The 20,521-nt window shown below is 71.2% G+C and carries 19 protein-coding genes; 8 read left to right on the forward strand and 11 right to left on the reverse strand.

Annotated elements, in window-relative coordinates; all coding sequences use genetic code 11:
• Positions 1–41 precede the first annotated feature (41 nt).
• Positions 42–2,498: an FtsX-like permease family protein gene (locus AB0927_RS24355; RefSeq protein WP_366669820.1), complete on the reverse strand. Its 2,457-nt coding sequence runs from the start codon at positions 2,496–2,498 to the stop codon at positions 42–44.
• Complete coding sequence (locus AB0927_RS24360; protein WP_366669821.1) at positions 2,492–3,229, reverse strand: ABC transporter ATP-binding protein; 738 nt, start codon at positions 3,227–3,229, stop codon at positions 2,492–2,494. The genes AB0927_RS24355 and AB0927_RS24360 overlap by 7 nt, the downstream gene beginning before the upstream one ends.
• A 196-nt stretch (positions 3,230–3,425) precedes the next feature.
• On the opposite strand from AB0927_RS24360, the gene AB0927_RS24365 reads away from it, so the two are divergent.
• Both AB0927_RS24365 and AB0927_RS24370 read left to right on the forward strand, forming a co-directional pair.
• Positions 3,426–4,697, forward strand: a complete 1,272-nt coding sequence (locus AB0927_RS24365; RefSeq protein WP_366669883.1) for a sensor domain-containing protein — start codon at positions 3,426–3,428, stop codon at positions 4,695–4,697.
• The gene (locus AB0927_RS24370) at positions 4,697–5,329 is read left to right on the forward strand and encodes a response regulator transcription factor (RefSeq protein WP_366669822.1); all 633 of its coding nucleotides are present in this window, start codon (positions 4,697–4,699) and stop codon (positions 5,327–5,329) included. The genes AB0927_RS24365 and AB0927_RS24370 overlap by 1 nt, the downstream gene beginning before the upstream one ends.
• Positions 5,330–5,363: 34 nt before the next feature.
• Here AB0927_RS24370 and AB0927_RS24375 read toward each other — a convergent pair whose 3' ends face one another.
• The gene (locus tag AB0927_RS24375; protein WP_366669823.1) at positions 5,364–5,798 is read right to left on the reverse strand and encodes a VOC family protein; all 435 of its coding nucleotides are present in this window, start codon (positions 5,796–5,798) and stop codon (positions 5,364–5,366) included.
• Positions 5,799–5,966: 168 nt separating this feature from the next.
• A complete protein-coding gene (locus AB0927_RS24380; protein WP_366669824.1) occupies positions 5,967–6,524 on the reverse strand; it encodes a TetR/AcrR family transcriptional regulator in 558 nt (185 codons plus the stop codon).
• 176 nt (positions 6,525–6,700) lie between these two features.
• Between AB0927_RS24380 and AB0927_RS24385 the strand changes: the two genes are divergently transcribed.
• Entirely contained in the window at positions 6,701–7,714 is a 1,014-nt protein-coding gene (locus AB0927_RS24385) for a zinc-binding dehydrogenase (protein ID WP_366669825.1), read from the forward strand.
• Between the two features lie 707 nt (positions 7,715–8,421).
• Here the strand turns inward: AB0927_RS24385 and AB0927_RS24390 are convergent.
• Positions 8,422–9,423 (reverse strand): helix-turn-helix domain-containing protein, encoded by a 1,002-nt coding sequence (locus AB0927_RS24390; RefSeq protein ID WP_366669826.1) that lies wholly within the window; start codon positions 9,421–9,423, stop codon positions 8,422–8,424.
• 549 nt (positions 9,424–9,972) lie between these two features.
• Here AB0927_RS24390 and AB0927_RS24395 point away from each other — a divergent pair.
• Positions 9,973–10,944: an aminoglycoside phosphotransferase family protein gene (locus AB0927_RS24395; protein WP_366669827.1), complete on the forward strand. Its 972-nt coding sequence runs from the start codon at positions 9,973–9,975 to the stop codon at positions 10,942–10,944.
• Positions 10,945–11,252: 308 nt separating this feature from the next.
• Here AB0927_RS24395 and AB0927_RS24400 read toward each other — a convergent pair whose 3' ends face one another.
• Together AB0927_RS24400 and AB0927_RS24405 are read right to left on the reverse strand one after the other, a co-directional pair.
• A complete protein-coding gene (locus AB0927_RS24400) occupies positions 11,253–11,642 on the reverse strand; it encodes a DUF2255 family protein (RefSeq protein WP_366669828.1) in 390 nt (129 codons plus the stop codon).
• Entirely contained in the window at positions 11,639–12,517 is an 879-nt protein-coding gene (locus tag AB0927_RS24405) for a helix-turn-helix domain-containing protein (RefSeq protein ID WP_366669829.1), read from the reverse strand. Before AB0927_RS24405 ends, AB0927_RS24400 begins: the two co-directional genes overlap by 4 nt.
• 195 nt (positions 12,518–12,712) lie before the next feature.
• Between AB0927_RS24405 and AB0927_RS24410 the strand changes: the two genes are divergently transcribed.
• Positions 12,713–13,636, forward strand: a complete 924-nt coding sequence (locus AB0927_RS24410; RefSeq protein WP_366669830.1) for an alpha/beta hydrolase — start codon at positions 12,713–12,715, stop codon at positions 13,634–13,636.
• A 247-nt stretch (positions 13,637–13,883) separates the two neighbouring features.
• On the opposite strand, the gene AB0927_RS24415 is transcribed toward AB0927_RS24410, so the two are convergent.
• A protein-coding gene (locus AB0927_RS24415) for an IS5 family transposase (protein ID WP_366669884.1) occupies positions 13,884–14,683 on the reverse strand; the annotation gives its coding sequence in 2 pieces (ribosomal slippage) (positions 13,884–14,345 and positions 14,348–14,683; 798 coding nt in all).
• Positions 14,684–14,719: 36 nt separating this feature from the next.
• Between AB0927_RS24415 and AB0927_RS24420 the strand changes: the two genes are divergently transcribed.
• A complete protein-coding gene (locus AB0927_RS24420) occupies positions 14,720–15,235 on the forward strand; it encodes an SMI1/KNR4 family protein (protein WP_366669831.1) in 516 nt (171 codons plus the stop codon).
• 120 nt (positions 15,236–15,355) lie between these two features.
• Here AB0927_RS24420 and AB0927_RS24425 read toward each other — a convergent pair whose 3' ends face one another.
• The gene (locus AB0927_RS24425; RefSeq protein ID WP_366669832.1) at positions 15,356–15,670 is read right to left on the reverse strand and encodes an NIPSNAP family protein; all 315 of its coding nucleotides are present in this window, start codon (positions 15,668–15,670) and stop codon (positions 15,356–15,358) included.
• Between the two features lie 252 nt (positions 15,671–15,922).
• Here AB0927_RS24425 and AB0927_RS24430 point away from each other — a divergent pair, with 252 nt between their 5' ends.
• Positions 15,923–17,236, forward strand: a complete 1,314-nt coding sequence (locus tag AB0927_RS24430; RefSeq protein WP_366669833.1) for a hypothetical protein — start codon at positions 15,923–15,925, stop codon at positions 17,234–17,236.
• Between the two features lie 27 nt (positions 17,237–17,263).
• On the opposite strand, the gene AB0927_RS24435 is transcribed toward AB0927_RS24430, so the two are convergent.
• A complete protein-coding gene (locus AB0927_RS24435; RefSeq protein ID WP_366669834.1) occupies positions 17,264–17,569 on the reverse strand; it encodes a hypothetical protein in 306 nt (101 codons plus the stop codon).
• A gap of 166 nt (positions 17,570–17,735) precedes the next feature.
• Between AB0927_RS24435 and AB0927_RS24440 the strand changes: the two genes are divergently transcribed.
• Positions 17,736–19,991 carry a helix-turn-helix domain-containing protein gene (locus AB0927_RS24440; protein ID WP_366669835.1) on the forward strand — a complete coding sequence of 752 codons (2,256 nt, stop codon included), beginning with the start codon at positions 17,736–17,738 and terminating at the stop codon, positions 19,989–19,991.
• Between the two features lie 103 nt (positions 19,992–20,094).
• Here the strand turns inward: AB0927_RS24440 and AB0927_RS24445 are convergent, their stop codons facing one another.
• The gene (locus tag AB0927_RS24445; RefSeq protein ID WP_366669836.1) at positions 20,095–20,451 is read right to left on the reverse strand and encodes a hypothetical protein; all 357 of its coding nucleotides are present in this window, start codon (positions 20,449–20,451) and stop codon (positions 20,095–20,097) included.
• Between the last annotated feature and the right edge of the window lie 70 nt (positions 20,452–20,521).

Raw genomic sequence — 20,521 nt, forward strand, 5'->3', positions numbered from 1 at the left:
CCGCCCCGGCAGCAGGGCGCCGCCATCCCCGTCCATGTGCGTCACTCACGTATGCCCGCCGGCTCCACCGCCCCGCGGCGCAGGGAGAGGGCGGCCGGAGCGACCGCCGAGACCACGGCCAGCACCGCGCAGGCGCCCAGGGCCGCCGCGAGCGCCGCCCACGGCATCTCGACGGACGTGCGCACCGAGAGCAGACCCAGCGCGCCCCACATGCCGAGCAGATTGAACCCGGCGACCAGCGTGCCCAGCAGTCCGCCGACCATGACCACCACCAGCGCCTCGGCGCCCACCAGCCGCAGCACCTGCCACCTCGTGGCGCCGACCAGCCGCAGCACGGCCAGCTCGCGGACGCGGCCGGAGGTGGCCATGACCATCGTGTTGACCAGTGAGATGCCGGTGTAGAGAAGTGCGATCCCGAGGACGAGGAAGAAGCCCGTCCGGGTCGTCCGCCCGGTCTCGGGATACGCCGCCCGCACCCAGGCGTCCCTGGTGAGGACCTCCCCGCCCGACACCCCCACCGCCCGGCGCAGACCGGCGGCCACGGTGGCCGCGTCGGCCCCGTCCGTCAGGCGTACGTCGACCCGGTCGACGGGCGCCGCGGGGGCGTTGCGCGGGGTGACATAGACGCCGTTGTCACCGGTGCCGATGGGCATGACCGCGGCGATCTTCAGGGACTTCCTCGTGCCGTCGCCGAGCCACACGTCGACCCGCTCGCCCACGGTGTGCTTCTCCCACTCCTCGTTGACGATGACAGAGTCGTCGTCGAGGTCGCTCACCTTCCCCGCGGCGAGCGGGAGACGCGCCGTGGCCGCGAGCGGCCCCGGCTCGGCGGCCCTGGCGTCGGACCTGACGAGCGCCACGCCGTCCTCAAGGACGTACACGGCGCTCGACGCGCTCGCGGAGACCTCGGCGCCGGACACGGCCCGAAGACGCTTCAGCGTCGCCGTGTCGAAGCCGGCGTCGCCCGCGGCGGTGACCACGAAGTCGGCGGCCGTCCGCGCGCGCACCTCGGTGGCCTCGGCCCCGCCGAGGGTGGCGGTGGCGCCCAGCAGCGAGCCCGCCAGCGCGACCGTGACCAGCACGGGCGCCGCGACGGCGGCGGTACGGCGCACCCCGGCCGCCGCGTTCTCCCGCACCAGCATCCCGCCCGCGCCCGGCAGTCGGGCCGGCAGCCAGGCGATCAGCCGGACCGGCGGCCGCACCAGCACCGGGGTGAGCAGCGCGACCGCGCTGATGAGCAGCATCGGCCGGCTCACATAGTTCTTGCGATGCAGCAGGTCCAACGGGTTCGCCACGAGGGCCAGGACCAGCGTCATCACGGCGGCGAGCAGCAGGACCGCGCCGAACAGCAGGCGGCCCGGGGTCAGCGCCCGGGTGTCCGCCGACGCCTCGCGCAACGCCTCGGCCGGACCGGTGCGCCCCGCCCGCCAGGACGCGGCCAGCACACCGCACAGGGCCACGAACAGACCCGTCCAGAACGCCAGATGGTAGGGCCAGATGTAGTCTCCGATGACGAACCAGCGGGGCGCGAGGCCCTCGTCGACCGCCCACCGGGCGAGCACCGGAGCCCCGTGGGAACCGAGCACACAGCCGGCGGCCGAGGCGAGCACACCGACCACCAGCGCCTCGCAGACGACCATGCGGCGGATCTGCCCCGGCGTCGCCCCGGCGGTGCGCAGCAGCCCGAACTCCCGGCGCCGCTGGGCCACCGTGAACGCGAAGGTCGAGGCCACCACGAACACCGACACGAACCCGGTGACGCCGTCGGCCGTGCCGAACATGGCGTTCATCGCGGTCAGGGCCTCGCTGCCCCGGTCGGGGTCGGCGTCGGCGTACCGGCGCGCGTCACCGGTGAGGACCCGGACGCCCGCACTGCCGCGCACCGCCTCGCGCACGGCCGCCGCGTCGGCGTCGACCACGAGCTGGAGGCTGCGCGGCGACAGTCCGGCGGCGCGGGCGTCGGTGTAGAACACGGCGTCCTCGAAGCCGAGTCCGGCCACGGTGCCCACCACGCGCAGCATGCCGCCGTCGGTCCGCACCCGGGTGCCCGGACGGGCCCAGTCACCGCTGACCACGACCTCGTCCGCGGCCTCGGGCGCGCGCCCGGCGGCGAGTTCGTACGGCGCGAACGCCGCGGTGGACCACGGGTGGCCCACGAGACCGGCGGGCCCGCCCTCGGCCCGCACCGGGAACGACCGGTCCTCGACGACGGTCCCGAGGTCCCGCAGCCTCGCGACCACGGCGCCGGGCACGGCACGCGGCTGCGCGAGCTTCTGGACGCGGTCGCCGATCGAGGTGGACACCTCAAGAGTGTCCTGACCCTTGACGACGACCGGCGCGGCGGCGAACCGCTCCGGCCCCCGCTCGGGCGCGTCCCGCGAGGACGCCAGGGCCAGCCCCATGACGGCGATCAGCGCCACGCCCAGGCACAGCGCGACGAAACTGCCGGCGAAAGCGGCCCGGCGGAGGCGCAGGGTACACAGCGCGATGCTCAGCACGGCGCCGCCTCGAACCTGGTCATGCGCGCCGCGATGTCCTCGGCGGAGGCACCGGGCAGCTCGCCGTCGACCCGCCCGTCGACGAGGAAGACGACGCGATCCGCGCAGGAGGCGGCGACGGGGTCGTGGGTGACCATGACGATCGTCTGACCGTCCCTGTCGACCATGCCACGCAGCAGGGCCAGCACCTCGCGGCCGGTCCGCGAGTCGAGCGCGCCGGTCGGCTCGTCGCCGAACAGCACGTCAGGGCGGGTGACCAGGGCGCGGGCCAGGGCGACCCGCTGCTGCTGGCCACCGGACAGCTCCGCCGGCCGGTGCCGCGCCCGGTCGCCGAGCCCGACCCGCCGGAGCACCTCGCGCACCTGTGCCTTCTTCGGACGGCGGCCGGCCAGCCGCAGCGGCAGGGCCACGTTCTGCTCGGCGGTCAGCGAGGGCAGCAGGTTGAACGCCTGGAACACGAAGCCGACGCGCTCGCGGCGCAGCAGGGTCAGCTTGGTCTCGCTCAGCGTCGTCAGCTCCGTGTCGCCCACGGTGACCGAGCCCGACGTGGGCCGGTCCAGGCCCGCGGTGCACTGCAACAAGGTCGACTTCCCGGACCCGGACGGGCCCATCACGGCGGTGAACGTCCCCCTCGGGAAGGCGAGCGAGACCCGGTCGAGGGCGGTGACGGACGTGCCGCCCGAGCCGTACCGCCGGGTTACGGACCGCAATCGGATCGCGTCGTCGCTCATGTGTCCCCTCACCAGCACCCGCTCCTTCTCGTCGTGCCTCCACGAAACAGCGAAAGCCCCTCGCAACGCAGTACGGCCAGGGCGAGACTTGAGGTAGGGCCAGCCATACCTCCGATAGGGGCACCGGACCGATGGCACCCACCGGCGCGGTCCGCCTACGGTCATGCACATGCACCCTCGGAATGTGTGGCAGGCCATGTCCCGGCCCGGTTTCCTGCTGTCGGCCTGGCCCTGGCGCTCCGCCGGATACCTGCTCACCGGCGCGGTGACCGGCGCCGTCGCCCTGGTGGGGATCGTGACCGTGGCAGCGGTCTGCGGTGCGCTCACCCTCGTCCTGGTGGGGCTGCCGCTGCTCGTCCTGCTCGCCCTCGGCGGGATCCCGGTGGCCTGGCTGGAGCGGCACAGGCTGCGCCTGATCGACCGCGACCCGGTGTCCGGCCGGCACCGGATGCCGACCGCGCCGGGACTGCGGGCCTGGCTGACCACCCGGCTGCGCGAACGGGCGACCTGGCGCGAACTCGGGTACACCCTGCTGTTCGCCGGACTGCTGTGGCCGGTGGACGCCCTGGCGGTCACGGTCGCCCTGCTCTTCCCGCTGTCCATGGTCGCCACCCCGGTGCTGATGGCCACGGTCGGCGGGGGCCACGAGGCGAAGGTGCTCAAGCAGTGGACGGTCACCACCTGGCCGACCGCCTTCGGCGCCGCCGTACTGGGCCTGCTCCTGACGGGCCTCGGCGCTTACGCGCTCGGCGCCACGGCGGGCGCCCGCGCCGAGCTGGCCCGGCTGCTGATCGCTTCCCGTGAGGGCGAGTTGGATGCCAAGGTGGTCGAACTGGCCCGCTCCCGCGCCCGGTTGGTCGATGCCTTCGAGGCCGAACGGCGCCGTATCGAGCGCGATCTGCACGACGGTGCCCAACAGCGCCTGGTGGCCCTGACGATGACCCTCGGACTGGCCCGGCTCGACGCCCCGCCCGGCGTGCTCGCCGACCAGCTCACCAAGGCCCACGAGGAGGCGGGCCGGGTGCTCGCGGAACTGCGCGAGCTCATCCAGGGCATCCACCCCAAGGTCCTCACGGACTACGGCCTGCAAGCCGCGGTCGCCGACGCCGCCGACCGCAGCGCGGTACCCGTCGACGTCGATCTCCGGCTGCCGGGCCGGCCGGCCCAGGCGGTCGAGTCCGCGGCGTACTTCGTGGTCTGCGAGGCGCTCGCCAACGTCGCCCGGCACAGCGGGGCCGACCGCGCGCGGGTCAGCGGCGGCCACCGCGACGGACGCCTGTTCCTGGAGGTGCGCGACGACGGCCGCGGCGGCGCGGACCCCTCGGCGGGCAGCGGCCTCATCGGTCTCGCGGACCGGGTGTCGGTCCTGGATGGCAGACTTGCCCTGACCAGTCCGCCGGGTGGACCGACTCTGTTGCGTGTGGAGTTTCCTTGCGAGTTGACCAAGGCCGCCGACCGCTTCGCGTAGTGCTCGCCGAAGACAGCGTGCTGCTGCGGGAGGGACTCATCGGCCTGCTCAGCCGCTGCGGCCACGAGGTGGTGTCGGCCGTCGGGGACGCGCACGCGCTGATCGCCGCCGTCGAGGAGCAGACCCCCGACATCGTGGTGACCGACGTACGCATGCCCCCCGGTTTCCAGGACGAGGGCCTGCACGCGGCGGTACGGCTGCGCGAGCGGCACCCCGCTCTCCCGGTCCTGGTCCTCAGTCAGTACGTACAACGGGCGTACGCCGCCGAACTCCTGGACTCCGGCGACGGATCGGGCGTCGGCTATCTGCTCAAGGACCGGGTCGGCCAGGTCGAGGAGTTCGTCGAAGCGCTGCACGAGGTGGCGGACGGCGGCACGGTGGTCGACCCCGAGGTGGTGCGCCAGTTGCTGCGCCGCCGCCGCGATCCGCTGGAGCGGCTCACCCCGCGCGAACGCGAGGTGCTGGCACTGATCGCCGAGGGCAGGTCCAACGGCGCGATCGCCGAGGAACTGGTGGTTTCCGAGGCCGCAGTTGGCAAACACATCGGCAGCATCCTCACCAAGCTGGACCTGCCGCCCACGGACAAGACCCACCGCAGGGTCCTGGCCGTCCTCACCTACCTGCGCGCCTGACCCCCGCTCGCGAAGGCGCCACGGGCGCGGCCACTCAGTCGAGACAGAACTCGTTGCCCTCGACGTCCTGCATCAGGAGGCACGACTCGTTGTAGCCGTCGGCGCGCAGCAGCCGCACGCGTACGGCGCCGAGCGCGACCAGCCGCGCGCATTCGGCCTCCAGCGCGGCCACGCGCTCTTCCCCCACGAGTCCGGTGCCGACCCGCACATCGAGGTGCACCCGGTTCTTGACGACCTTGCCTTCGGGCACGCGCTGGAAGAACAGCCGCGGGCCGACGCCTGAAGGGTCACCGCATGCGAACGCCGCGCCCTGACGCTCGGGCGGCAGGGTGCGATCGAAATCGGCCCAGCTGTCATATCCCTCGGGCGGCGGCGGTACGACATACCCCAACACCTCGCACCAGAAACGAGCGACGCGCTCGGGCTGTGCGCAGTCGAAGGTGACCTGGACCTGCTTGATCGACGCCATCCGCCCATCGTAGAGGCGGGTATCTCGTCGTCTCCACGGGTTTTCCCACGGGCAGACCGCCGGAGTGCGACGGCTTTTGCGCGGTCCCGTGTGCAGCAGTCCGTTCCCTGTCCGCGCTGGTCGCCGGAACGGCCGTCCGGCAGACCGGCAAGGCGGTGGCGACGGCGATCAGACGGGTCCGGGGCCGGCCGGCGGCCGCGGGCGCGCGCCGGTGAGGGCGAGGGTGACGAGCCGCGTGGCGAGGTCCTCGTCCAGCGGGGCGCCGCTGATGAGGGCGCGGGTGAACAGGGCACCGCTGATGGCCTCGATGACGAGGCCGGGGTCGGTGTCCGGTGCGAGTTCGCCGCGCTCGACGCCCCGGCGGACCATGACGGCGCCGCGTTCGAGGCGCTCGGTCCAGTAGGGGAGACGGCGGTCCGGCAGGGTGTCGTCGCGTTCGGCGCTCAGCCGGAGCAGCGCCTCGCCCTGCGCCGTCGCGAGCAGCCGGGCCAGCGTGCCGAAGTAGGCGGCGAGATCGTCGTGGACGTGCCCGGTGTCGGGCACCGGCATCGCCGCGTCGAGTTGTTCGGTCAGCGCTTCCCGGATCAGGTTCTCGCGGGTTCCCCACCGCCGGTAGACGGAGGTCTCGTGGACACCCGCGGCGCGGGCGACGGCACCCACGGTGGTCCCGGCGAGCCCGTGCTCCGTCAGGACGTCCACCGTGGCGGCGAGGACGGCGGAGCGCATGCGGGCCCCTCGGCGGCGCAGGGGCGGTGCGTTCTGGTCGGACGAAGCCATGACCCACTCTAACGCAGGCCTACTTGCTTTACCTGTGGGGCGGGCGTACGTTTCATCGCAAGGCGACTTGCGTTAAGGGGGCTCGCGAGCCCTGGGATCGCCGCCCCGTCCAAGGAGGCCATGTCATGGAGCAGATGCTCGCCGCCCGGCTGCACATCCCCAGCCGCACTCTGCGGATCGAGGAGGTCGCGAGGCCCGTACCCGGTCCCGGCCAGGTCCTGGTCAAGGTGGAGGCCGCGGGCGTCTGCCTGTCGGACGTTCACCTGATCGACGGCACCCTCACCCCGCTGCTGCTGCGCGGCGACACGGTCACCCTGGGCCACGAGGTGTCCGGCACCATCGCGGAGACCGGGCCGGGTGTCACCCGCTGGACCCCGGGCCAGCGGGTCGTGCTGTACGCCGGCGAGATCCGCGACGGCGTCACGTACACCCGTGGCGTGGACTACGACGGCGGCTGGGCCGAGTACGCGCTCTCCGCCGAGGGCGCCCTCATCGAGCTGCCCGCGACCATCCCCTTCGACCAGGGCGCGATCATCCCGGACGCGGTCTCCACACCGTGGGGCGCCATCACGGTCACGGGTGCAGTGAAGCCGGCCGAGGCCGTCGGCGTCTGGGGCGTCGGCGGACTCGGCGTGCACGCCGTCCAGTTGCTGCGGGCCGTCGGCGCGTGCCCCGTCATCGCGGTCGACCCCAATCCCACCGCCCGAGAGCGCGCCCTCGCCCGGGGCGCGGACCTGGCGCTCGACTCCGCCGACCCGGCGCTGCGCGAGCGGATCCGCGAGGCGACCGGTGGGGCCGGTCTCGCCGCCGCCTTCGACTTCGCCGGCGTGCCGGCCGTCCGCGAGCAGGCGCTGTCGGTGCTCGCGCCCAAGGGCCGACTGGTTCTCGTGGGCCTGACCGACAAGCCGCTGACCGTCGCCGACGGCACCCGCTTCAGCTACCTCCAGCAGCAGATCCTCGGCCACTACGGCTCCGACATGCCGGTCGCGCTGCCGCAGTTGCTGTCCCTCATCCAGGGCGGCCGACTGGACTTCTCGGCCTCGATCAGCGGTGAACTCCCGCTGGCGAAGGCCGCCGAGGCGGTGGAGCGACTGGAGAACAAGACCGGCGACCCGATCCGGTTGATCCTGCGCCCCTGAGCCGGGGCGTCCGGGCCGCCGCCGTCAGACGGTCTCCCAGGGAACGGAGTCCCATGCCTTCGCCAACAGCGTCAAGACCTCTGGTGGGTTGGGGAACGACACCTCGTCCACACTGGCCAACGGCTGTGCCGGGCACCTCGTTCAGTGACACCATGACGGCGAGATCGACGTCCGGGGTCGAGACCGAGGGGTCGCCCGACCTGGCGAAGACGCCGATCCGCGCGGACACATCACCCGTCACCCGCGTCAGGGCTGCCGCAGCAGCGCGCGACACGATCGGCCCCCGGCGTTGCCGTGAAGAGTTCCCCCGACGCCTCGTCGAGCGTGCGCAGATGCAGTTCCAACCCCGGAACCCGACTTCCCCGTGTGGGTCGCCAGCGATGGCATCCCCGAATCCACCGGCAGAAGTTCCTCGGCCTGGCCGGGATGTGTTCGTCCCTGATCGGCTTCATGCTCTGGTCGACGTCCAAGGGTGGCGCCCGGTGCGGCCGGGGCTGGGATGTTCACCCGGCGGAGGGATGGTGACGGCCGGGCGCGTCGCGTCAGCTGCGGAAGCGGGAGAGTCAGGTGCCGCCGGTCTTCTCCTCGGGTACGGCCTGGTCGTGCTCCTGGTGCTCGGGCCGGGCCTGCTCGGTTTGGCGTACAGCGGTGATGGCGCGCTGCTTGCAGTCGTCGCACAGGTGCGGTTCCCTGTCAAGTTCTTCTGTTCAGGTCGAGTGTGCCCCGATGAGGCCGAGAACGGGGTTGCTCAATGGCATTCGAGACCAGGAGGCCACCGCCAGCGGCGTCCTCCGGCCGAGCCAGGGCGCTGAGGGCATGACTTGACCGCAGTGGCGGAAGCGAGCCTTGTCACCATTGACGCGGAGGAGGAACTCGGTGAGCGGCGTCCCGCCATCAACCGGCGCAAGAACAAGTCCTTGTGCATAGATCGTCTCGTCGGCCTCAATCGCCGCCTCTTCACCGCCGCTTCGCCAGGAGTCACGGGATGCCTCGGTCAGCGAGCGCCGGCTGGTGACCAGCACCCAACTGGCCCCGCCCCCGGGCAGCAGGTCACGGACCTGGCCCTCGTCACGGGCGTTGTCCAGGACCACCAGGCACCGGCGCTCACCGAGCAGCGCCCGCAGCAGTCCCGCACGCCCTGCCGTATCCTCCGCCGCCAGCCGGCGGTCGGAGACACCCAGGGCTTTCAGTAGCTGCAGGAGCGCCTCGTCGGGGTCCACCGGGCCGTCCACCCCGTGGAGGTCCACCGTGAAGCATCCGTCGGGAAACTCCCCGGCCAGGTCCGCCGCCGCCTTCAGCGCCAGCGTGGTCTTCCCGCACCCCGGGGGACCCGAGACCACCGCCACCTTCCCACCCACGCCGCTGCACACCCGCTCGGCAGCCTCGCGCAACCGTGCCAGCTCCGGGGCGCGTCCGGTGAAGTCGCCCACCGAGCGCGGCGGCACCGCCGTCCCGGTCACCGCCGCCGTACGCGCCGGACGCCCCGCCCGCGCCGCGGCCAGCAACGCCTCCCGCTCCGCCCCCGCCAGCCCCAGCCCGTCCGCGAGCGCCGCCACCGTGCGCCGCTGCGGAACCCGGCTACGCCCTTGCTCCATGTCGCCGATCGCCCGGACACTCACCCCCGACGCCTCGGCCAGCTCCTCGATCGTCCAACGGCTCTGCTGCCGCAGACCACGAAGAACAGCCCCGAACGGTTTCTCGCTGGACACAACCTCTGCCTGTCCTCCCCGGCCGGGCAATACGACGCGGCCTCGCACTGTCGCAGGACGCTTCCGGCCGACCGGCCCTCACACCCTGCGGCCCGGCGTTCCCTGCAGGGCTCCCGAGTAAGAGCGGTGCCGCTGGCCGGGGTGGAAACCGGACGGCCACCGCTGATCACCAAGGGCCGCGCCCACGTGGAAGATCGTTCGGTAACCGCAGGTCACCGCGTAAACCCTGCCCTCCGGCGGAGAATGCTCGGATCAGGTCACGACGCCCGCTCCACGCCCAGCGCATCCGCAGCGCGGTCAGCTCGTCCGCTCGTCCCGGGGTCAGCTTCGCCTTCCTGACACGCGCGTCGGCCACGAACATGCCCAGCTTGTACCCCTCGTCGCACTGGAGCCGCAGATAGAGGCCGATGATGAGGCAATTCCCCACCCCTCGCTATGGGTGCGGACAGACCTGCTCGCCCAACTTCCCCACCCACCACCTGCACGCCGACTTGCGGACAGGCCCGTAAGGGCTCGCGCGTGCCGCCGTCCGGATGATGAGGTGGCACGGTGACCCATCATGATGAGGCGGCGAATGTCCGACCGTTGACACTGGCCTGGGTGCGCCGGCATCTGGAGGCCGACGAGCGGATCGTCGGAGCCGAGGCGCTGCACGGCGGCGCCACCGCCGACATGCGGAGGCTGACGATTGGCACGCGGGACGGAGGCACCCGGCACCTGGTGCTGCGCTCCTTCGTCGGCCCGACCCGGCAGGGGCCGGCCGAGGACCTCCTGCACCGGGAGGCCGACGCCCTGACCACGCTGACCGGCACCGGCGTGCCGGCTCCCGGACTCGTCGCCGTCGACCAGACCGCGGCGCACTGCGAGTACCCCTCGCTCCTCATGACCCATCTGCCGGGCCGGACGGTCCTCGACGACGAGGGGCTGGAGACGCGCCTGCCCCTGCTGGCCCGTCAGCTCGTGGCGGTCCACGCGGTGCGGCCGGCCGTCCGGCCCCGGGAGTACGTGGCGCTGACGACCGCCGACACGGTCGTAACCCCCGCGGGCGCCGACGCCGCGGTCTGGGCCGCCGCGATCGACGTGATCCGCAAGCCCGCGCCGCGCTACGAAGGGCGGCTCCTGCACCGGGACTTCCAGCCGGGCAACGTGCTGTTCGACCTGCCGCCCGAGGACCCGGCCGGTGCCGTCGGTGCCCGGATCACCGGCGTCGTCGACTGGGCGGCGGCCTCCTGGGGCCCGGCGGACCTCGACGTGGCGCACTGTTCCACCAATCTCGCGCTGCTGCACGGCCCGGTGTGGGGCCTGCGCTTCACCGAGGCGTACCAGGAGGCCGGCGGGAGGCTGGCCGCGGCCGCCGACGAGCGGCGGTACTGGCAGGTGCGGGAGCCACTGGCGTTCTCGGAGGAAGTGCAGTCGGTGGCGCAGCCGTGGCGGGAGGCAGGACGGACCGAGCTGACGACACGAGACGTGGAGGAGCGGCTGGATGCCTATCTCACCTCCCTGATGGACGCGCTGGCCTGAGCCGTCGAGCAGATTCTGGGGAATTTCGGGCATCTCCATCACCGCTGCACGGCAGATCTGGCAGCCGTCGAGGAAGTGGCCTCATGGCCGGGTGGTCTATCCGGCCTCCGTCGACCTGCTCGGCGACTCGATGGTGCGGCCGCTGCCGTTCGAGTGGCCGCAGCCGCGCGGCTGAGCCGTGACCAGTCGGCCGCCTCGAAGGCCGGGACGTCTGAGGAAGAGATGCCGGGGCGGGACCGGTGCCACCGGGCAGGGTGCCGCCGGCCTCCGGCACCGTCCCGGGCGACGTCCACACCGCCCCCGTTCTGTCAGCGGACCAGGCAAGTGACGCCGGTCGACGAAGGTGCCGGGTCGATCCGTATCGTCGCGGCGTGTGCCGCAAGGCTCGCGGCGAGGGCGCCGGTCGCCTGTCCGTACTTGTTCCGGTAGGCGGCGTCGATCTCGGAGGCGGGCCTGATGTCACGGGTTTCCAGGAGGACGTCGTAGGTGACGGCCCCTACCCGGATCTGTCCGTGGCTGTGCCTCTGCGCCGCCTGGTACCAGACGGAGCGGACCCCTCGGTAGGCGCGGACATACAGCTCGCCACCCATCAGGACCATACCGATCTCCACGCCGGGGTGAGCGTCGTCCCCGGCGGTCAGGACGAGGGATCCGGACCCGGTGAGCAAGGCGAGATCTTCGGGTGTCCAGGTGGTCATCGCGTCAGCCCCTCCGTCCGGTCGGTGCTCGGTTGCCGGGTGGCCCATGAGGTCAGGATGCGCAGGGCATCGTGGGATGGGCTGCCGGGTTCGGCGGTCAGGATCATCAGACGCTGCCCGGAGCCGTCAGGGCTGGTCCAGGTGTCGCAGTCGAGGGTGAGGTCGCCCACCAGGTGGTGACGGTAATGCTTGGTGCCGTTACTGGCGTTGTTGACGCGGTGTTCGGCCCACCAGGTGCGGAAGTCGGGGTCCTGGAGGGACAGTTCACCGACGAGCCGGGCGAGGTCGGGATCGTCGGGGTCGGCCGCGGCCTCCATGCGCAGCGCAGCGACGGCTTCCCGGGCGTCGTGGGCCCAGGCCTGGTGCAGTTGCCGGACCACTGGGTTCGTGAACAGCAGCCGCATGTAGTTGCGCTGGTTCGCCGGCAGGGCGGCGAAGTCGGTGTAGAGGGCTGTGGCGGCGGGGTTCCAGGCCAGGATGTCCAGGCGTTTGCCAAGGACGAGCGCGGGGGTTTCGGTGAGCTGGTCGAGCAGACGTCGCATGGCCGGACGCAGGCGTTGGGCGGGTCGGCGGCGGCGCGGGTGGGCGTCAGTCCGGCCAGCGAGCTCGTAGAGGTACTTCTGCTGGTCATCGTCGAGGCGCAGGGCGCGGCCCAGGGTCATCAGCACGGGTACGGACGCCCGGACGCGGCCCTGCTCCAGTCGCGTGTAGTAGTCCACGCTGATGGCGGCGAGCTGGGCGACCTCCTCGCGACGCAGTCCAGCGACCTTGCGGGCGGAGTCCGTCTCGGGCAGGCCGCACTCCCGCGGTGTCAGCTGGGCCCGGCGGGCCTTGAGGAAGGCGCCCAGCGCCCGCGAGCCGGAATCTGAAGTCATGCTCCTAAGTGTCATTGCGCCACGACGACCACGGCACATGTGTGAGGGGGCAAGTTCTTTCCCAGGCAGAAACCTGCCTCTCCCGCTCGTGCGGAGACTGACAGAACGTGGATGTGTGCCCGGCCGGGTGCGGACCCCGAGTCCACCGCGCCGGTGCGTTACGACACGTCATCACTGTCTCAGGGAGAGTCCCTCATGGCCAGGACCACCGTCAGCTTCGACAGCGCCGGCATCCCGCTCGCCGCCCATCTCTACACCCCCGACACGCCGGCCTCGGGTCCGTGGCCGGCGCTCGTGGTCGGTCACCCCGGCACCAGCGTGAAGGAACAGACCTCCGGCATGTACGCGCAGCGGATGGCCGAGCGCGGGTTCGTCACCCTCGCCTTCGACGCCGCTTACCAGGGCGAGTCGGGCGGCCTACCCCGTGGCCTGGAAGACCCCGCCCAGCGGGTGGAGGACTTCAAGGCCGCCGTCTCCTACCTCACCACCCGTGACGACGTCGACGCCGACCGCATTGGGCTACTGGGCATCTGCGCCTCCGGCAGCTACTCGCTAGCCGCCACCGGCGGCGACCACCGCGTCAAGGCCGTGGCCACCGTGTCCACCGCCGAGCCCGCCCGCCAGTTCCGGCTCGGCGCCGACGGCACCCAGGACCCGGCCGTCTTCCAGGCCCTGCTGGACGCCGCCGCAGCGGCCCGCAGCACCGCCGCACGCGGCGAGGACCCCGGCACGATGACCATGTTCCCCGAGACTGCCGAGCAGGCCCGCGCGCTCGGCGGCCAGCACGGCGTCGAAGGCTTCGAGTACTACTGCACCTCGCGTGGCCGGCACGAGCGCTCCGCGAAGACCCTCGCCTGGGAAAGCATCGACAGGATGGCCTTCCACGACGCCTTCTTCGCCGTCCCGCTGATCGGCCCCCGCCCCATCCTCCAGATCATCGGCGAACGCGCCGTCACCGCGTGGATGGCCGTCGAGGCCCACCAGCGCGCCACCGGCCCCAAGGAAATCCACTGGATCAAGGGCGCCAGTCATGTCGACCTCTACGACAAGAAGGAGTACATCGACCCCGCCATCGACAAGCTCACCGACTTCTACGCCACCCACCTCACCACCGACTGACGAGCACCCCGCGACTGGTAAAGCCTCGCCCGCGCGCTCTGGGGCACCGACGACCAGGCCGTGACGCCGGTCGGCGAGGACACCGCGAAGGCGGAGCCCAGCGCCTGACGCTCCGCCGGTCGCGCGGTCCGCTCCGGACGACGACGTACGGCGCCCCTCGACCTTGCGCCCGGTGGCCCACAGGCCGGCGACCAGCAGACCGCGCGGAGTCTCGATCGCCACCGGTATGGGCTCCTAAGGCGTCATCTCATTTGGTGAGTCTGCGGTAGCAGATGAGGGTGCAGGCGATGCTGGTGAAGGCCAGGAAGTGCTCGGCTTTGCGCTCGTAGCGGCGGTGCAGGCGGCGGCATCCGGCGAGCCAGGACATCGTGCGTTCTACGGTCCAGCGATGACGGCCCAGGCGGGTCGAGGACTCGATGCCTTTGCGGGCGATGCGGTGCCTGATGCCGCGGCTGCGTAACCATCGCCGCAGGTGGTCGTAGTCGTATCCCTTGTCGGCATGGAGCTTCGCCGGTCTGCGCCGCCGGGGCCCGCGCCGGGAGCGGATGGGCGGTATGCCCTTCACCAGCGGGATCAGCGCCTGGCTGTCGTGGAGGTTCGCTCCGGAGATTCCGACGGACAGGGGCAGACCGGTCCGCTCGGTGATCAGATGGATCTTCGAGCCGTACTTGCCCCGGTCGACAGGATTCGGACCTGTCAGCTCCCCTTTTTCAGAGCCCGCATGTTCACCGAGTCGATAGCGCAGCGGGACCAGTCCAGATCGCCGCGGGCACCGAGCTCATCGAGGACCAGGCGGTGGAGTTTCGCCCACACCCTGGCCTTCGACCACTCCGTGAACCGCCGGTGGGCGGTGGCACCCGAGGGCCCGAACGAGGCAGAGGGCAGTTGCTGCCACGTGCAGCCCGACGTCGCCACGAACACGATCGCAGCCAGCACCTCCCGGTCGCCGTGCCGACGCCGACCGCCACCTTGCGGGCGAGTCGGCGCCTCCGGCACCACCCGCTGGAACAACTCCCACAACTCATCCGGCACCAGCCGCTCAACAATCCCCACACCCGCAGACTACCGAACAAGCCAAATGAGATGACTTCTAAGGACACTCACTCCTGTACCGCGATCAACTCCAAGACGGGCATCGACTCGACGCGCATCGAACTGGAGCGAGAGCTCGGTATCGAATTCCCTGCCGACTTCCATGAGATCGTGGACGCCTACGGCTCGATCGAGGTCAACAAGCAGTTGTACCTGATGCATCCCGCTGGTCATCTTCTGCACAGCCTGGGAGAACAAATCAGGGAGGACATGGAGCTTTGGCGCGAAGAAGACATGGCGGAGTTCCTGCCGAGTCCGGTGGGGGCGAACCCGGGTGAGTTGATCCCGGTGGCATCGGCGACGACGGGGGAGGCGGTTTTCCTCCGCATTCCCGACGAGCCGTCATCCCCTTGGCGCGTCGTGGTTCAGGAGTTCGACAGTCCGGCCTGGACTCTTTACGAGATGACGTTCAGCGACTGGTTGCTGGATTACCTCAGAGGCAGGGACGTAACGCTGTGTTCCCGCAACTTCGCGCCTGATCGACCGTTCTACGAATTCCTGCCTTGAGGAGCCACGTTGATGGAGCGGCGGCGGCGCGGCCCGGTCACCCGGTATGACAAGGCCGCCATGCTACGCCACCTCGCCGCCGTCTTCGTCTGGTCGACGAGGTGATCCGGTAGAAACGGCCTACTGGGGCATGGCGTCGAGTGGCCGCAGGAAGCGGCGCTCGTACCGCTTGATGCAGCGGGTCCGACGAGCCAGTTCGAAGGCAGCCTGGCACTCCGGGTCGGTCATGCTGTCCGTGCGGTACTGCTCGTACGCGGCGAGACTGGGAAAGGAGAAGAGGGCGTAGGCGATGTCGCTGTCGCCCTCACTCGGCAGGAAGTAGCCGTGGTGCGTCCCGCCGAACCGGTTGACCAGCCCGACCCAGCGGCGGCCGTATTCCTCGAAATCCTCAAGCTTGTCGGCGTCGATCTCGTACTTCAGATGAATGGTGATCACACCCGCATCATGCTGTACACCGGTGCGGACCGCTCGGTCGAGGTCCGGGTTCCGGCACCCGAACTCGCGGTTGGAAACCCGGCGGTTCAGGTCGATCATGTGCGGAGCAGATGGCGAGGGTTGCAACGAGCACGGTGCCTGACGTGCGTTGCGTACCTGAATATGCCGTCTGCCCAATGTCGTTGTGGATTACTACAGTTGCTCCGTCAGCCGCGCTCCGCGGCCGGGTCCGTTCTCGAAGGAGCTCCTGAGGTGCGTACACGAAGACGTGCGGCGGGTGCCGCGCTGGTCCTGGCGGCCGCGTCGTTCAATCTGCTCGGTGTCCCCGGCACAGCGGCGGCACAAGCCCAGAGCAGCATCGTCATGCCCGTGCGATCGCACTGGCAGACCCTCGCCGACAGCCGCCACGTGTACCTCAGCGCGCCCGGCGACGACGCGGTGGTGGCCACCGACCACGACGGGCAGGTCGTGAAGAAGGTGGAGGGTCTCGACGGGGCCCGGGACATGGCCGAGTCGGCCGACGAGTCCACCCTGTACGTGGCGCTCCCCGACGCTGACGCGATCTCCGTCATCGACACCACGACCCTGACCGAGACGCGGCGCATTTCAACCGGGGCCGACACCGAACCGGAGACCCTCGCCCTCGCCGGCGGCCGGCTGTACTTCGGCTACCAGGCCAGCGCCTTCGACAGCGGCATCGGGTCGGTCACCGTCGCCGACGAGACCCCGACGGTCACTCTGGACGACAACGCCGTCTGGTACGGCGCACCGCGACTCGCCTCGTCCCCGGGCGCGCCCGACCGGCTCGTCGCCGCGGACAGCATGGGCGGACTGGGCATGCGCGTGTACGACGTAAGCTCCGGCACGCTTCAGGAGACCGCCTTCACCGACGCCACCGGCGACGTCGAGGACATGGCGGTGACACCGGACGGCAGCAGTGTGATCACCGCGAACGGCAGCGACTACTACCACCCGCGGTGGCGCCTGTCGGACCTGTCGGAGGAGGCCCGGTACGAAACCGGCCCCTACCCCGACACGGTCGCCGTCGACTCCCACGGAACCGTCGCCGCGGGGACCATGGCGGGAGGTGACTGGGACGCCTACCTCTACCGCCCGGGTGAGACCACCGCGTACCGCACGGTCGCCCTGACGACGGACTACTACCGGGACCTGGTCGCCCGAGGCCTGGCCTGGGCGCCCGACGGCAACAGGCTGTTCGCCACCCGCTTCCCCTACTCGGGCGAGGTCATCCTCGACATCGTCACCGACATCGCCAAGGCGTCCAGCACGATCACTCTGTCCGCCCCGCCGACGAACCCCATCGGCACGCCGGTCACCGTGACGGGGAAACTGACCTCGCTGATCCCCTTCCCCAAGCACCGAGCGGTCACGGTGACGCGCAGCGGCGTGAAGCTGCCGGACGTGAAGGTCAAGCGGGACGGCACCTTCAGCTTCAGTGACACCACGCCCGACTGGGACACGTATCCCCAGTACACGGTCACCTACGCGGGCGACGCCCAGCATGTGCCCGGCACCGCGACCGTCATGGTCGAGTTCGTCGGCTGACCAGGCCGGGCAGTTCGCCCGAGCCCGTCACAACGGTGTGGGGCCGGTGTCCCGAAGACACCGGCCCCACACCGCGAGGGCTGTTCCACCCGCGTGGCGGCTGTCCACCTCATCGTCCGAGCCGCTGAATCCGAGGCCGCCGAAGGCGCCCGGCTCGTGGGCGCGCAGGCGCTCGACGAGGCGGTCGTAGCGGGCGGTGCTGATCTCCGAGGAGTGTCCCGGGTGGGCCGCGGACGGCCACGGCAAACGGCCCTCGTCGTCGGCGAGCGCGAGGAAGAGGAGGCCCCGGGCCTTGTGTTCGCCGCTGGCTGCGGCGGCTGTCCGCTTCGGCACGGCGCCGCGCCGGTCACGGAGGCATAGGAGCGGTCCTCGTCTGTCCAAGGATGCCCTGGCTCGTCATCATCAGGGTGCTTATAGGGCCCCGGATGCCTCGGGGAAAACTCGCTCGGGCAAGATGATCACATCGTTCGCGCCAAGGGCGCAGGGGAGGGGCAGGCGGATGACCGAAGCGGGGCTGGAGTTCGGGCCGCTGCTGCGGCAGCTGCGCTCGGAGGCGTCGCTGACACTGGAGGCGTTGGCGGAGGCGTCCGGGGTCAGTGTCCGGGGGCTCGGGGATCTGGAGCGGGGGCGGATCGCGACTCCCCAGCGCAGGACGGTGGCGGCTCTCGCGGACGGGCTGGAGTTGGACGATGCGGACCGGGAGCGGCTGCTGGCGGTCGCCCGGAGCGGCCGCAACCCGGTCCACCGTCCGGTGGGGCTGCGAGCCTTCCCCCGTGGCATCGACGATTTCGTGGGCCGGGAGCCGGAGCTGGCGCGGCTGATGTCGCTGGCCGCCCAGGAGGCCGCCGGGATACCGGTGGTGGTGGCGGTATGCGGGCCACCCGGGACGGGCAAGACCACACTGGCCCTGCATGCCACCCACGCGCTGGCCGGACACTTCCCCGACGGGCAGCTGATGCTCGACCTGCGGGGCATGGACGACGACCCGCCCGAGTACGCGGAGTTGATGCTGCGTGTGCTGAAGGCGTTGGGGGTGGCGGACCGGGACCTGTCCAAGGCCGGCCCGATGGGCCGTCCGGAGCTGTACCGGCGGGTGCTGGCCGAGCGGCGCTGTCTTCTCGTGCTGGACAACGCCCGCGACGAGGCCCAGGTTCGCCCGCTGCTGCCCGGCGCGGGTTCCGCGATGGTGCTGATCACCAGCCGGCGGATGCTCACCGGCCTGGAGAGCGTCCACCGCGTGCCCCTCGGCGAGCTGTCCCGCACCGCCGCCGCCGCCTTCCTGACCGCCCTGGTCGGCAAGGAACGCGCGGACGCCGACCCGGGCGCGCTGGCCGAGGTCGCCGACCGCTGCGGACATCTGCCGCTCGCCCTGCGCGTGGCGGGCTACTGGCTCGCCACCCGCACCGGCTGGACCGTACGGCGCCTCGCCGACCGCCTCGCCCAGGAGGAACGCCGCCTGGCCACCCTCACCGTCGGCGACCTGCACGTCTCGGCCGCCTTCGACCTGTCCTACCGCCAGCTCACCCCCGACGCCGCCCGCCTGTTCCGCCTCCTCGCCCTGGTCGACGGCCCGGACACCAGCGCCGCGGGCGCCGCCCAGCTCACCGGACAACCCCTCTTCGACACCGAGGACACCCTTGAGGAACTCGTCGAAACCGGCCTGCTGAACACCCACCAGGACCGCTACCGCCTGCACGACCTGCTGCGCCTGTACGCCCGCGACCGGCTGCGCACCGAGGAGCCCGACGCAGACGTCGAGGCGGCCCGCTCCGCGCTGCGCCGCTGGCTGCTGGAGACCGCCGTCGTGGCCGGCCGCTGGTACGAACCCGACCACGGCGCCCCGCCCGCCACCTGGCAAGGCATCGTCGACCTGTCCAGCGCCGAACACGCCCGCCACTGGCTCCAGGCGGAGGGCGCCAACTGGCTCGCCGCCCTGCGCGCGGCCGCCACCGCGGGCGACCACACAACCGTCGTCGAGGTCGCCGAAGCCCTGCACTGGTTCTCCGACCAATGGGTCTTCTGGGGACACTGGCCCGAAGTCTTCCGCACCGCCGCCCACAGCGCACAAGCCCTCGGCGACCCCCTCCTCGAAGCGACCCACCTCAACTACCACGCGTGGGCCCTGCTCATCTGCGAAAGCCGCCACCACGACAGCCTCGCCCGCGCCGCCGAGGCCCTGCGGGCCGCCCAGCGTGCCGAAGACCTCCCCCAGCAGGGCTGGGCCCACTACTACAGCGCCTGGGTCCTCACCCGGCTCGGCGACCACGCCGCGTCAACGCGTCACAACCATGAGTCGGCCAGACTCTTCGAGGCGGCAGGTGACCTCCACGGCACCCTGCAAGTCATGACCAGCTACGGCCATACTCTTCTCGATGCGGGCCGGTACAAGGAGTCCATCACGGAGAACCTTCGCACGCTCGCCTTCCTCGACCAGGTCGGCGACCGCATCGAACCCCATATCTCCGGCTTCACTCGCATGAACCTGCAGATGATCATCGGCCGGGCCTACGCCTTCCTCGAGAACTGGCCCGAGGCCGCCGACCACCTGCGCACTGCCGTGGACCTGTGCCGCGCCAACGGGAACCCGGGCATCGAGAGCCGCGGCCTGGTCAACCTCGGCAACGCCCTGCTGGCCGAGGGACACCGCGACCAGGCCCGGGACGCCTACAACCAGTGCCTCACCCTCGGCGCGGCAGCCGACCCCACCCGCCTCGCCGAGGCCCGGGAACGCCTCGCCGAACTCGCGCCCCGATAAAACCCTTCGACGTCGGTTCACCATGACGGAAGAACAGTGTCAGCGGCCAGGCCGGACTGCCCGACTGCTCGCCGTCCGCCCACACCGGCAGCGGTCACCGGCACTACCGTGGTGTCCAGCGCGACGACCTGGCCTGGGCGGTGCAATAAAGTTCAAGGCTGTGCTGCCAGCCGAGTCTGGCAAGGAGCGTGGCCAGGTCGTCGATCTGCTGAGGGTCGATCACGCCGTTGATCAGGGTCGTCCCGTCGTCGGTCTGATCGATTTCGATCCGGCACCAAGGGGTTTCGGCCTCGTAGGAGTACCAGGAGGCCGATCGTGTCTTCCAACCAAGTGAGCCCAAGCGGGATGCCACCAGAGCGGGGTCGACGCCGCCTTCGATGATGCCGCAGAGGTTGTTGGCCATGTCGGCCAGGCCGGTATCGAACGGTCGGTCGCTGGCATCGCTGGTAGCTGTACTCACCTGCGTAAGTATTGGCTATGCGGAGATATGCGGGGGGCTGGGGAGCGAAGAGAGGGCCTTGACCACCTGT

Origin of the sequence: Streptomyces sp. NPDC048106 (genome assembly GCF_040706415.1) — a bacterium.
Taxonomy (GTDB): Bacteria; Actinomycetota; Actinomycetes; order Streptomycetales; family Streptomycetaceae; genus Streptomyces.